The organism is Bacteroidota bacterium, from assembly GCA_016713925.1.
In the GTDB taxonomy this organism is placed as follows: domain Bacteria; phylum Bacteroidota; class Bacteroidia; order AKYH767-A; family OLB10; genus JAJTFW01.
The window spans coordinates 426656-440317 of record JADJOH010000007.1 but is presented as its reverse complement, the minus strand read 5'-3'; the positions used below and the strand labels follow the sequence as shown (position 1 = coordinate 440317).

Genomic DNA, 13662 nt, shown 5'->3' with positions numbered 1-13662 from the left:
CGTGAGTTTAAAGATTCACCATTACGATAGCAGCTCGATTTTTCGATCAAAGACCAAATAAAATCACATCTTCTTTTCATACTTTTCACCATTCAATATAACCAATGATACAATCCATCTATACAAAAATAGTAATAGCCACATTTAAAACAAAAAGACTTTCACTACCCTAGTGATAAAAGGAAGGGAAATAAATCATATTGTTTTAATTCAACTAACCACACCTGATTGACGATCTATCCCCCAAGCTTCCAGCAATGGCTCATGATTGTTTTCTATAGTATGATACTTTTTCACCCATGCAATATTTGTTTCGATCTCAGATGCTGCTAACCGCCTTTTCTCGTTAATTAATTTGGTTAGAGTTTCTTTAAGTGTAATAGCATTTACATTGATTACCGGGCAACCCGGGTATCAATACTGCTCAAGTCCACTTTCCAAATAACAAAGAACTACATCTCCACTCAAAAGAGCTTCCATACTTTGAAGTCCGTACCATCCAATCACGAGTTGATCAATCAACACATCTGATTTCTTCAGCAATTCAAACAATTCATATCTGGATACACTATACAGCTTCTTTGAATTTAATATTCTGATACCGGGTGTAATTGTCTCGACTTCTTCCCCATACTCCACTTTCAGTTCCTCCAATGCGTCATGAATAAACTTAGTACCTTTCACACGTGCGTTAGAAGGCGAATGCAAAATTGTATATTTTCTATCATTAGCATCATCCTGACGACTTATACTTAAACCACCGGACTCTCTTACAAATTTATCAAAATCTATAAGAACCGGATAATACTTCGCAGTAGGTATAATTGATAATAAGTCAGGAGTTGAAACCAAAATTTTATCAGCAAAGTCCATAGTATCCTTTATCAAAGCATCCTGCCAGGGCAATGTTAAAGGAAAACCACGATTGCCATTCAAAAATTCCACCAGGTTCTTATCCTTCCAAAACAAGTACTCAGGACTTCTGATATCCGAACCGACAAAATGCATCACTATTCTCTTCCCAAATAATTTATACATTCTAAATTCAAAGCGACGCAATTTCCTCGTCAACAATGTTTCACCGGAAAAAAAATGAAAAACATCAAAACGAAAGAGACTATAAAGAAAAAAGAAAAAAGTATAGAAATAAACGTATACTTTACTGTGCTTATCCACTGCGCATACGTAATCATAACTGGTTTTATAATGTGATTCAGCTAATTTAAACTTCGTAAAGGATTCCGGCTGTAATTGATCCGAAAGATGGGTCTGAATAAATTTAGTATACAATTCAATCCGATAACCTATATCCAATGCGGCAAATAAAATTCTCTTCTTCTTCATGAAAACAGCTTTGAGATTTGAACATATTCCCACGACAAACTCTCCAGCGCACTCTTTCTATTCAATAAATTTCTACCGGCAAGCATTTCGATTCCCAACTGAATACTTTCGGCATTTATCGACTTATAGGCCGGTGGCTCAAAGCCTACCTTTTCCTTCCTCCAGCAAATCTCTTCCGGCAAGATATTCTTCATCGACTCGCGCAATAAAAACTTTGTCCAACCGTCTCGTAATTTAAAATTATCAGGGAGGCTAAAAACAAACTCCACGAGTTCATGATACAGAAAAGGCAACCTGACCTCTACACTATTTGCCATTGCATTACGATCAGCATAACGCAATAAATTTTGCAGTCCTCCTTTAAATAGTATGAAATACAAAGATTCATTCAAGTCATTAGAATGTTCATATCTAAAAGTTATATTTCTATATTCATGAGAAAAATCGGAATGAAATTGCTTCAAATATTCTGATGGAACCCATTTATTTTTAACCTCACGTAGAAAAGGCTTTGCCTTGGGTAAAAAAGTATCCAACATCATAGAAGCATTTAAGCTATGTTTTCTGCCGTAAAGTTCTTTGAAACAACTTCTTTGTCGAAAGAATTCACTTTTATCATTTCGAAAAAGAGAACTAAAGAAACTATCAAAATAATAGAAATACCCTGCAAGCACTTCATCGGCACCTTGACCATCCATTAAAACAGTGACATCATTTTTCTTTGCGAGTTTCATCACTTCCCACTGCGCAATCACGCTCGTACTTCCAAAAGGTTCTTCCTGATAGTAACATACTTTATCCAATTCACCTATCAGTCCTTCCGGTGTCAAAAAAACATGATAAGGTTGTACGTTAATTTCTGCAAGCACTTTTTCAATGTATTTACCTTCGTCTCTCACAAACCCTTCAAATCGGGCAGAGAACGTTTTTTTGAATCTGCAGACCTGACTTCATACGATCAATAAACATTACTATAGCTTGATGAATCCAGACCACCTGACAAACTTGATCCCACAGGCACGTCAGATCTAAGTCGACGGGTAATAGATTTGGTAAAAAGTTCAGTAAATTTTAATGCAGCTTCATCGATAGAGATTGTGGTATTTCGATTTTTTAAATCAATATCCCAATACTTCTTTTTAACGATTTTATGATCCTTATCGATGAACAAACAATGCGAAGGTTCGAGTTGCCATATATCCTGATAAAAAGTTTCATCAGGTTGCTTTAAATTATGCTGCGTATTATATGCCAGATACAAATAAATCATCCTGTTATTCGGAATTTTTGGCACACCTGCTGCCCACAACGCTTTCATCTCTGAAGCGAAAAGAAACATTCCATTCTCTTTAAAATAGTAAAATGGTTTTTCACCAAAACGATCCCTGGCACAAAATAAAGAACCTGCTACATTATCATAAATAACAAATGCAAACATTCCATCCAGATCCTCGAGAAGACGCTCTCCTTTAAAATCATATAATGCGAGGAGCACTTCAGTATCTGAACTTGTTCTGAACGAATACCCTTTGTTCTTTAAAACTCTCTTAACTCAATATAATTATAAATCTCTCCATTAAAAACTATTGTATAGCGATTTAAATAGTGCATAGGTTGATTGGCCGAAACATCCAGATCAATAATAGATAATCTACGATGCGCAAAACCTAATTTCCTATCCTCTGAAATCCAAAAGCCAAATCCGTCAGGTCCTCTGTGTTTAATCTTCTCGGACATAAGTGTGAGCTTTGCTTGACTTACATCGTCTTCATTCTTACTAAATATTCCCGCAATTCCACACATAGAGTTAACTGATCACAACAAAAATATATAAAAGACATCAAATTTACATCTTAAAACAGGCATCATTGTCGCAGGCCAACTAACATAAGCCTATTCTGTCAACCTTGCATAAAAACACCTGTAATCATTCTGAATCTCATTCGCATCACAAATGAAGGAGAAACAGTAAAATTCAACAAAATTCTCGTTAACGGGTCACAACGCAATTCATCTAACTAAACCACTTTTTCAAAATCTTTTCGCGTCGGTTCAGGAAAAACTCTTCGACAGAAATGGTCATTATAACACTAATTGAAAAAGAAAGCACCAAATAAATGAGCAATCCAAGTGGGGTATATCCGAAATTATCGTAAATAAAATAGACAAAAACGGGATGCCATAAGTACCAATTATAACTGTAGTAGGCTATAAACCGGACCGGCAACCACCTTGAAAAATCCATAAAGTATACCGCCATCAGCATCAGGAAATATGCGATCGGCACAAGAGATGGAAGAAAGACACGATTGTAGAGCTCGCTATTAAACACACTTGAAATATAAATTACTACTAAAAAGAACATTAAACCAATTAAGAATATCCCTTTCAAATAGGGGTAAGACTTAATTCGATGGCCATGGTCATAAATAATCAAATTCAATAAAACTCCCCATGCTAATCCATCTAGTCGATTATGGGTAGCCGAATATGTATCTTTCCCATCCGTAAAATACCATGATAAAGCTTTAAACCCTACTCCGGCGAAATATGTAGCGACCACAAGGAGTAAACCATAATTTTTCTTTGTTTCTCTGCAACAAATCTTTGAATAAACAAAAACATCAGCGGCAAAAGAATATAAAAATGTTCTTCAACACAAGTGACCAAACGTGATCAAAACTCCAATGAAAAGGCAAACCTGTATAATTCTGATAAAAAAGTAAATACCTTTTCATATCCCAAAGGGGAATAATTTGATCCGGATGCGAATTCCTGTAGAAAAAATAAGCAAGTATAGACCCCAAAAGAAAAAACACATAGTAAGATGGCCAAATTTTAAATCCACGTTGCAGAATGAATCTAAAAAAATGTATACGACCATTGGCAAAAAATCCTTCGTCAACAATCCACCAACAAGTAATCCGGAAACCACAAAAAACAAATCCACCCCTAAGTAACCAAAAGGAAGTGATCCATTAAAATGATAAAGCACAACTGCCAGAATAGCAATTCCTCGAAACACATCAACACCCTGATTCCTTTTCTGACTTTTCAGAACCCGAACTACTTCAAATCCCCTCATAATTCTTACTATCTAAAAAAAACATCTCTCCATATTATCCAAACACCAGCTTGCAATCCCTGACCATCATAAACAAAACCCGGTCTACAAAGATCCATTTCCAACCTCCTTAAGAATTTTTGCAGGCACTCCACCAATTACCACATTTGGAGGAAATGATTTAGTCACAACAGCATTTGCACCGACCACTACATTATCTCCTAAAGTGACCCCTGCTGTAATTACGACTCCATTACCCAACCAGCAATTACGACCAATACTAACTGACCCCCGCTCAAACTTTGAGAGATCTCCTGCCACATGATTTACAGTTTGATGCAGACATTACAGGCCCAAATAGTTCCAGCCCCAACATGCAAAGAGGTTCCCCTCAAATGCTGCGATATAGGCTCCGGTACTGACACATAAGTTTGCTAATGCAATATCGTCTTCAAAATGGCAATACTGCCAACCAGTAATTTTATTTGTAAAATGAACGGAATAGGGAACTTCAGCATTCTGTCTGAAAATTCGTTGTACTATCCAATTTAACAACAAGAGTCCCCAACCAAACCGAATATAATAAGGCCTGTCAATAGACTTAAAATAATAATTAAGTATTCCTAAGCCCATTTCAACAGCTTCATTATTTTTCCTAACCTCAATTTCAAATTCTCAAGTAATGCGGGATGCAATAAGTTCAGTTTAACACCTGTAAAAAAGACAATCAGCGCATACACAGGAGCAACAAATATAATGAACCAAACTCCCTTAAAGAAATAAAAATGAAGGGAATACACGGCTAAAACCAGAGCGACTGAAACGATTGATATTTTAATAATCAATTGTAAATCAAACAGATCAGTGAATTTGCAGTTCATAATGCGTATAGATTTCCAGGTGAGTAATCCTGCAAAAATTACAAGGCAAATTATAAATGCCATGGCACTACCTTCTACACCAAACAGTTTAATTAGAACATAATTTAAAATCAAATTTAAAATTGTTGTAAATACCACTGACTTGAAAATAAATCTACTATTTCCACTCACAATCAGTACATCCTGATAATCATTAATTCGAATGAGCAAGGACAAATTAAAAATTGAAAATACTAAAACACTATTTATATACTTCTCAGAAAGATAAAAGAAACCAGAGGGTAGGAAAAGAACAAGAAGTATATCAAAACCGGGTAAACAAAAAAAACGGTGGTTGAAATAGCACTACTTTTCAATCTAACTATTTCCTTATAATTCTTATCCGCAAAGTACTTGGCTACCTCTGGCATTACAATGGTAGAAACCGCACCATACAAAGTTGCAATGAAAGGCACTTCAATCGCGCCGGCTCTGTAAAAAGCATAAGCAGTAGTACCTAACATTGCTGAAATCATGATACCATCAATGTAGAACAATGATTTCTCAATTAAAGAGGAAACGGCTAAAGGGGTTGCCATTTTAAAAAATTTCCCTGCAAGAGGTTTATTATAAAAATTTAGTTTTCGAACTTCCGTTGGAACTGAATAAAATAACAATATGACTTGTATTAAACTGGCAATGCTTAATCCTATCATCATGAGTTCAATTGAATCGAAAAATTTAATTGAGCAAAACATGACCGCTACTTTAAAAATATTTGAAAAAATTAAAATAGCTGCAGTATGCTTCACTCTGCCAAAATAAATCAGTACGGATATGAGAATAGGAATAGGAATTTGACTAAACAAATTCAATAACGACAACAATAACAATCGTGGAATTAAATCATTCGAAAAAACCAATTCAACAATAGGAATTGATACAATCATAAAAACAGAACCTAATACACTCAACAGAATGGTAATTCTAAACAAAGTTGAAAATACTTCCTTTGATTCGTAGTTTCTGTCGGAAAAGTAAATATTCGCGACCTGATTCAGATTAAAAGTGAAAACTCCTGAATCAATCCAAGAATCATTAAGACCTGTCCATAAGACCCATAATTTAAATAACTTAATGTACGTACGAGATAAGGTAGTGTCAAAAAATTAATCAGCACATTAATTCCATTGCCGATTGTAAGAATTAAAACTTTTGTTGAACGTGCTGAACTCATCAAATTGCTAGCAAATATCTAAACATCTAATTACCGTAAACCAATCCATATTTATTGCTGCAATTTTTAATGTTGAATGGAGAAAGTCCCAAATTAGATATTATTAACACCTTACAGTCAAGACATTAGTATGATTTGACCTCTGCAACTGGTGATCTATAAAGCCCTATCACGTTAAGAATTGTTAATTAATACCAGCGAAATTATACATTTAACTATAATAAACAACGTCGCCATTTTTGATCAATGGAAAACTCAGCACCCAATTTCAATTAAACGTTTATGAAACCAATGACCTCCCTGAACTTTACAAATACTTGATTTTACACCGGTTATGTAAACGAAGAACACAAAGGATATGTTGAAAATTCTATACAACCGTACTCCTGTGGTTCCGGTGATATTTCCATCCATAGAATAGATAAGTTAGAGGGGCTTTTGATACGATGCTTTTAGCGTAATTCCAATACCTGTCACAGAAAGAAAGAAATTAGCCATTCTTTTTATTAATAACATCATTCTGTTTTTGGACATAGTAGCTCTTATCGATTCATCTCTTGGTATCAATTTAACAGGAACAACAGCTGCTGAAGTCCCGGCATTTTTACTATAACTTGCGCGGTCCAGACTTATTCCGGTCGTAAGCAATTTCCGCTTTACAAAACCAGTGGCTTTTAAGGCGAAATTCAGGGTTGACTTAGTAAAATAACCGAGATGTTCGGGGTACTCAATAATATTATAATCTGCTTTAAACTTAAACCTTAAATAGCAGTTAAAATTTGGTGTTGTTAAATACAACAGCCCACCGGGACGCAGAATAGCAAACATTTGTTGAAATTGTGTACGGGGATTATTGACATGTTCAATGACTTCCGATGAAAAAACAACATCAAACTGTAAACCTTCAAACGCATCCGCTCTCAAGTCTCCTTTTGTCATCTCAATACCTGCAGCCGTACAAATCCTGATTGCTTCATCCGAAAACTCTGTCCCGTACACTTTCCAACCTCTTTTCCGCGCTTCAATTAAAAACCAACCTTTGCCACAACCCACATCAATAAGTGTATTCAACTTACGGTACTTCTCCATACCATCCAATAGCTTATTGTACGAATCAATAGTCAGGGGTGAAACGGTGCGGTCTGACGCATAGGAATATAATTTATAATGATCATGAAGTTCATCAATGCTTGGTATTCTTGACATAAACACAAAACCGCAGGACTGACATTTACTCAATTGGTGCCTTTCATAACCTTCCAATTCTGAAATATCTTTTGAATTACATAAAATACAATGACTATGGTTCATTTCGTTAAGATTTTCTCTATTGATTTGAAAATTTAATCTTTACAAATATACATTTATCACGAAAGTCTCAAGTGATAATACCAATGGCAACCGGAAAATTGGTTTACGACCATCAGCATTCGCTTTTAACCTCATAAGGTGAAATCATAATCCAATCACAATTCAAAAATTTCAACTGAATATCAACCATATATATATATAATTCAAAATAACTATCTTTGAAATTGCCAAACAACAAAATAGACAATAGAACGTACTTATTTTTTCTAATATAATATTGTGAATCAATTGTTTAAAACACACTTAAGGCTTCCTGTAAAGGAATGAAGGATAAAATTAAGATAACGTTTGTTATTTCCGGAGTTGATTATTCGCTCGGTTTTTTATGGCTTTCAAAATATATAGATACTACAAAGTATGATTCTAGTTTTATCTTTTTAAGTAAGTCATCTCCGGCACTTCTTCAGATACTAAGGAGTAAAGGAATAAAATCTACATTTTTACCCTGCAGAAATAAGTTCGATTACTTTAAAATATTTTTACGTCTGATAGTAAAATTTGTAAAAGATAAGCCGGATATCGTTCATGCACATCTGCTGGAAGCAGGATTAATTTCTCTCGCTGCAGCAAGAATAGCATTTATAAAAAAGAGGATATATACAAGGCATCATGCTACCTATAACCGGATTTACTATCCGCACATGGTAAAATTTGACAAATTCATTAATACGATCGCAACACATATCATTGCTATTTCCAATAATGTAGCTGAAGTACTGATAAAATCCGAAAATGTTCCCCCATCCAAGGTCGTTGTTATTCCACATGGATTCGAATTTGAAAACTTTATACACATCAATAAAACAAGCTCTGCTTTACTGAGGGAAAAATACAATAATAGAGGGAAGCGCCCGGTCATTGGAGTTATATCGCGATTTATTGAGTTAAAAGGTTTGCAGTATATCATTCCTGCCTTTGAAAGAATACTTAAAACTCAACCCGATGCTTTACTTATCATGGCTAATGCATCCGGTGATTACAGCAACACAATTAATGATTTACTCTCAAAACTGCCATCCGACAGTTACATAAAAATTGAATTTGAAAGAGATCTTTTTTCACTCTACAGTATTTTTGACTACTTCATACACGCTCCAATAGATCCGTCTGTTGAAGCATTTGGTCAGGTATATATAGAAGCTCTTGCTGCAGGAATTCCGTCGATCTTTACGTTATCCGGTATTGCTCCGGACTTTATAGTTGATGAAAAAAACGCCTTAGTTGTTCCATTTCAAAATTCAGAAGCGATATACAGTGCTTTGAAAAGATTATGTGAAAACAATTCGCTTAAAGAGAAATTAGTTTTACAGGGAAGAGAAGATGTGTTGAACTTATTTAGTTTTGAAAAATCACTACTCAAAATGTACAGTATTTATGAAGGATAATCTCTTTTTTTCAATTGTGATACCGACCTATAACAGGGCGGCATTTATATTAAAATCTCTTGATTCCGTCTTTCAACAAGATTATACGAATTTTGAAGTTATTGTTGTCAATGATGGTAGCACAGACAATACATTGGAAGTATTAAGAAGCATTACTGATTCCAGACTCAAAATACTAAACATTACAAATTCTGAAAGAGCAGCTGCACGCAACAGAGGCGTAGAAATTGCAAAAGGAGATTATGTGACATTTTTGGATTCAGATGATAAATATTATTCAAACTATCTTTCGAATGCGAATACTGTCCTCTTAAATAAAAACAGACCCGTATTTTATCATCAGGCGTATGAAGTGAGAAACACGAATGGAAAAAAACTCAACTATGACATCAACTATGGTGATGGCATAAAATTTCTACTGGATGGAAATCCATTAAGTTGTTTGGGAGTTTTTATTAAACGTGAGGAAGCCTTAAAATTTCCATTTGTAGAAGACCGCAGATTATCAGGATCTGAAGATTGGGAACTATGGATTCGGCTTTCTGTACATTTTGGCTCAGTAAAAGATACAACGCTTACCGCATGTTTAATTGCTCATGATAAAAGGAGTGTAATTCAAATAGAGCTGGAAAAACTACTAACCAGAAAAAAACTGCTGTTACACTATATTTTCCAGGATAAAAAAGTACTTGAAGAATTTGGGAAATATGAAAACCGCATCATTTCACATTCTTACACCTATATAGCATTACATTTAATTCTCGATGGACATCCATTTGAAGGATTTAAATTTCTTCTTAAAGCCATTGTACTTCATCCTCTATGTATAATAGACAGAAGAATGCTTGGGAATTGGAAAACATCTCCTCCTATCACTCTTTAATTTGATTTTTGCCCGAAAAATGAGCATATCCATCCTGCGATCTCAAAAGTAAAAGCACCCATCAAAATAAACTTCACTATATTTATTAATCATTTGCAAATTCAAAAAGAAAGTCTACGGAAAGAAATCTCTTAATAAATCTAATTATGCCTAAACATTCAACTTTCTTAAAGTAAAACTCAGCATGTGTGGAATAGCAGGATTTCTATATTATAATTCAGTGTATAATGAAGATCAGCTTCATACTATGACAGACAAACTTGTTCATAGAGGACCTGATGCAGAAGGATACTTCTTTGATGGCATTTGCGGACTTGGGCACCGCAGACTTTCTATAATTGACCTATCTGTAAATGCGAATCAGCCTATGTACTCTTCGAATAAGAGGTACGTAATGGTTTACAATGGGGAAGTGTACAATTTTGAAGAAATCAGCAATCGCATTTTACAACTTCCCGGCAACAAAGACTTTAAATTCGCTACTACTTCCGACACAGAAGTTATTTTAGAGGCATTCTTACATTTCGGGGTTGATTTTGTAAATCATTTGAACGGAATGTTTGCCATTGCTATTTATGATACAATTGAAAAGGAACTCTATCTTTTCAGAGATCGGCTTGGCATTAAGCCCTTGTTTTATTTTTGGAATGGCAAAAATATAGTCTTTGCGTCCGAACTCAAATCTATAGAAAGTTTAAGTGAAATAACCCTGAATATAAATAAAAATGCGATTGCCGAATTCCTCCATCTTGGTTTTATACCTGCACCTAATACTATTTATGAAAATGTATTCAAACTAAATCCGGGTTGTTATCTTCAAAATAGCAAAAATGGTTTGAAAAGAATTAAGTACTGGAATTTATCAGACAAACTACATTCAACCGTCGTTACAAACAAAGCTGAAGCCATTTCAAAGTTGAGTGATTTACTGATTAGTTCTGTTCGATATCAACTTCGAAGCGATGTTCCGTTTGGCGTTTTCCTCAGTGGCGGTATAGACTCCAGTCTCATAACTGCCATTGCAACAACTTTATCAGATAATAAAATTAATACGTTTTCCATTGGCTTTCTCGAAAGCAAAGTCAACGAGGCAGTATATGCCAAAGCGGTAGCTGCTCATCTTGGAACTCAACATCATGAATTTATCATTTCACACAAAGAAGTGATAAACTCCATTGAATTAGGTTTTGAAGCCTATGATGAACCCAATGCTGACTCCTCAATAATTCCAACTCTGCTGGTTTCAAAACTGGCAAAGGAGCATGTTACTGTTGCACTTTCAGGAGAGGGAGGGGATGAGTTATTTTTAGGATATGGTTCTTATCAATGGGCTCAACGACTTTCTTCTCCCATTTATAAACTATTAAAAAAACCTGCATCAGAAATCTTACGGCATATGTCATCGAGATATCAGCGCATTGGCAAAATGATAGACACCTCAGCCTCCTACAATTTGAGGGGTCACATATTCTCACAGGAGCAATACTTTTTCTCTAACAAAGAAATTTCTAATCTTGCGTTCACTCCATTTTCCTTTCCGGGATATCTGAATGACTTTATAGAAAATGAAAATAATTTTTCTAAACCAATTTCAGAAATTCTGAATAATAAATCTAAAACTTCCAGGCATCTCAATGCTATGGAACAACAGGCACTTTTTGATATTATATATTATCTGCCTGACGACCTACTTACAAAAGTAGATCGGGCCAGTATGCAATATTCACTTGAAACCCGTGTTCCTTATTTAGACCATAGAGTTCTTGAATATGCTCTTAATATTTCTCCTGATCTGAAATTCAGAGATAATACACCGAAATATATTCTAAAAGAAATTCTTTATCAATATGTACCTAAGCAGCTTTTTGACAGACCTAAACAAGGCTTTTCCATTCCTTTAAATAAACTATTAAAGCATGAATTGAAATATTTAATCGACGACTATTTACATCCCGATCTTATCAAAAAAACAGGATTTGTAAAAGCTGAAGAAGTGAAAATAATTATTGACAATTTTCTATCCGGAAACAATTATTTATTCAATCGCCTATGGTTACTTATTGTTCTCCACAAATGGGCCAAAGACCATCATGTTCAAGCATAAAGTTATTAAGTCAACTAAAATGCGATTTATCAACCCAATCTCTTCTTTCCAGATTTAATTTTTCGTTTTCCTTTAATTTTAAATGTCGAATTAAATACATAGAAGCTACAAAATAAGGTATACATGGTATTTTGTATCGTACAAGGCTACCGAAATTGCTTGTTGATAATCCAACGGAATATGCAAAAAATATAGAAAAGAAAAGTGAAAAAGTAAGCAAATGATTTCTGAAAAAGAACCGGAATATTCCCAAAAATCGGACAAGAATAAGAACTCGTATAGCGAAGATGAGTAATATCAGATTTTCAAGCCCGGAGAAAAACATAACGAGGTTATTACTTTCTATGATTAATGGCCGGAAAATCGCAGAAAAAGTTGCAATTGGAAATTTACCTAAAATACTGGGAAGTGTGGAATCAAATTCACCTATATCAAACGAATTCCCCTGATAATAATCACTTTTCAAGTCTCGTTGAGTCACTTTAGCTTTTTCAAGAATAGAATCCACTTGATATTCCGCCAATGAATCTCCCATAAATTGCATGATTAAATAGGCGAATCCAATACCTACCAGCATTACAAATGGAATCGCAAGGACTCTTAAAGTTTTTGCATTAATTTTTCCTACATTCAATTGCACCAACCAAAGTATCATTGCCGGAAACAACCCCACAAGTATATAAGGTTTAATTGCTGTGATTACATATCCGGCAATAAATAGAACAATGATTGAACCGAATACTTTTTCTTTACGAACCAATATATTGTATAAACTTGAAAAGAAAAAACCTAACGCACTTAATGTAAAAGTATCTTTCAGTAATCCTGATCCCCAAAAGAAAACAGAAGGAATGAATAAAAATGAAATAGCCATTTCCTTTTTTCAAGTCAGGAAACTCAGTTGCAAACACCTTAAAAAGTCTCCAAATACCTGCAAAAGAAATAGTTGCGCACAATACTGTTGTCACTAAAAAACTTTGAAGTGACGCTGCAACAATAAAAAAGGCCAGCTTCACTACAGCCCAGGCTTTTGGATCCCTGCTATAAACTGCATAACCGGTTTCATTATTAAAATAATATAAGTGAGAATTAGTTGGGGGCTCTGTCATTACATGCCAAAAGGAATCGAAATCTATAATGGCCAAACGTTGTACAGCGATTACATTACGAAAGTACTCAGTAGTATCGCCTCCCGGGTAGTAAATAGTATACACAAATGCAAGTCCCAAACCACCAACAATTTTAGCGAGCAATCCCAACATGAAATAATTATATATTGGATTCTCCTCTTTTTTCTTTCTAGCATAAATATTCGCAGCCATCAAGATAACAAGGAGATATATTGGCAATAAAATAAAGTCTAAGACCGAATAGTGCTGCATGGTTTATTTGATACGAACTTACGAAATAAAGT

At 34.7% G+C, this 13662-nt stretch carries 15 protein-coding genes and 1 pseudogene; 3 read left to right on the top strand and 13 right to left on the bottom strand.

The features are described 5' to 3' along the window. Positions 1–414: 414 nt before the first annotated feature. The 11 genes and pseudogenes from IPJ86_09880 to IPJ86_09830 form a co-directional block, all read right to left on the bottom strand. Positions 415–1344, bottom strand: a complete 930-nt coding sequence (locus tag IPJ86_09880) for a hypothetical protein (GenBank protein ID MBK7887578.1) — start codon at positions 1342–1344, stop codon at positions 415–417. Then, the gene (locus IPJ86_09875; GenBank protein MBK7887577.1) at positions 1341–2243 is read right to left on the bottom strand and encodes an asparagine synthase; all 903 of its coding nucleotides are present in this window, start codon (positions 2241–2243) and stop codon (positions 1341–1343) included. Before IPJ86_09875 ends, IPJ86_09880 begins: the two co-directional genes overlap by 4 nt. Positions 2244–2302: 59 nt before the next feature. Further along, a pseudogene (locus tag IPJ86_09870) lies at positions 2303–2887 on the bottom strand (asparagine synthetase B). Beyond that, positions 2881–3081 (bottom strand): hypothetical protein, encoded by a 201-nt coding sequence (locus IPJ86_09865; protein MBK7887576.1) that lies wholly within the window; start codon positions 3079–3081, stop codon positions 2881–2883. Before IPJ86_09865 ends, IPJ86_09870 begins: the two are co-directional and overlap by 7 nt. 277 nt (positions 3082–3358) lie before the next feature. Continuing rightward, positions 3359–3907 (bottom strand): hypothetical protein, encoded by a 549-nt coding sequence (locus tag IPJ86_09860; GenBank protein ID MBK7887575.1) that lies wholly within the window; start codon positions 3905–3907, stop codon positions 3359–3361. Positions 3908–4513: 606 nt separating this feature from the next. Next, positions 4514–4750 carry a hypothetical protein gene (locus tag IPJ86_09855; protein MBK7887574.1) on the bottom strand — a complete coding sequence of 79 codons (237 nt, stop codon included), beginning with the start codon at positions 4748–4750 and terminating at the stop codon, positions 4514–4516. Positions 4751–4753: 3 nt separating this feature from the next. Then, on the bottom strand, positions 4754–5041 hold the full coding sequence (locus tag IPJ86_09850; GenBank protein MBK7887573.1) for a hypothetical protein: 288 nt from the start codon (positions 5039–5041) through the stop codon (positions 4754–4756). Further along, positions 5032–5499 (bottom strand): polysaccharide biosynthesis C-terminal domain-containing protein, encoded by a 468-nt coding sequence (locus IPJ86_09845; protein MBK7887572.1) that lies wholly within the window; start codon positions 5497–5499, stop codon positions 5032–5034. Before IPJ86_09845 ends, IPJ86_09850 begins: the two co-directional genes overlap by 10 nt. Before the next feature lie 35 nt (positions 5500–5534). Continuing rightward, positions 5535–6263 (bottom strand): oligosaccharide flippase family protein, encoded by a 729-nt coding sequence (locus IPJ86_09840; GenBank protein MBK7887571.1) that lies wholly within the window; start codon positions 6261–6263, stop codon positions 5535–5537. 62 nt (positions 6264–6325) lie between these two features. Continuing rightward, positions 6326–6505 (bottom strand): oligosaccharide flippase family protein, encoded by a 180-nt coding sequence (locus IPJ86_09835; GenBank protein MBK7887570.1) that lies wholly within the window; start codon positions 6503–6505, stop codon positions 6326–6328. Between the two features lie 426 nt (positions 6506–6931). After that, entirely contained in the window at positions 6932–7816 is an 885-nt protein-coding gene (locus IPJ86_09830; GenBank protein ID MBK7887569.1) for a class I SAM-dependent methyltransferase, read from the bottom strand. A 323-nt stretch (positions 7817–8139) separates the two neighbouring features. Here IPJ86_09830 and IPJ86_09825 point away from each other — a divergent pair, with 323 nt between their 5' ends. The 3 genes from IPJ86_09825 (at position 8140) to asnB (ending at position 12248) form a co-directional block, all read left to right on the top strand. Continuing rightward, positions 8140–9261, top strand: a complete 1122-nt coding sequence (locus IPJ86_09825) for a glycosyltransferase family 4 protein (GenBank protein MBK7887568.1) — start codon at positions 8140–8142, stop codon at positions 9259–9261. Further along, positions 9251–10144: a glycosyltransferase gene (locus IPJ86_09820; protein ID MBK7887567.1), complete on the top strand. Its 894-nt coding sequence runs from the start codon at positions 9251–9253 to the stop codon at positions 10142–10144. The genes IPJ86_09825 and IPJ86_09820 overlap by 11 nt, the downstream gene beginning before the upstream one ends. 220 nt (positions 10145–10364) lie before the next feature. Next, on the top strand, positions 10365–12248 hold the full coding sequence (gene asnB, locus IPJ86_09815; GenBank protein ID MBK7887566.1) for an asparagine synthase (glutamine-hydrolyzing): 1884 nt from the start codon (positions 10365–10367) through the stop codon (positions 12246–12248). Between the two features lie 10 nt (positions 12249–12258). On the opposite strand, the gene IPJ86_09810 is transcribed toward asnB, so the two are convergent. Both IPJ86_09810 and IPJ86_09805 read right to left on the bottom strand, forming a co-directional pair. Then, the gene (locus tag IPJ86_09810; GenBank protein ID MBK7887565.1) at positions 12259–12882 is read right to left on the bottom strand and encodes a hypothetical protein; all 624 of its coding nucleotides are present in this window, start codon (positions 12880–12882) and stop codon (positions 12259–12261) included. A 115-nt stretch (positions 12883–12997) separates the two neighbouring features. Further along, positions 12998–13630: a hypothetical protein gene (locus IPJ86_09805; protein ID MBK7887564.1), complete on the bottom strand. Its 633-nt coding sequence runs from the start codon at positions 13628–13630 to the stop codon at positions 12998–13000. Positions 13631–13662: the final 32 nt, after the last annotated feature.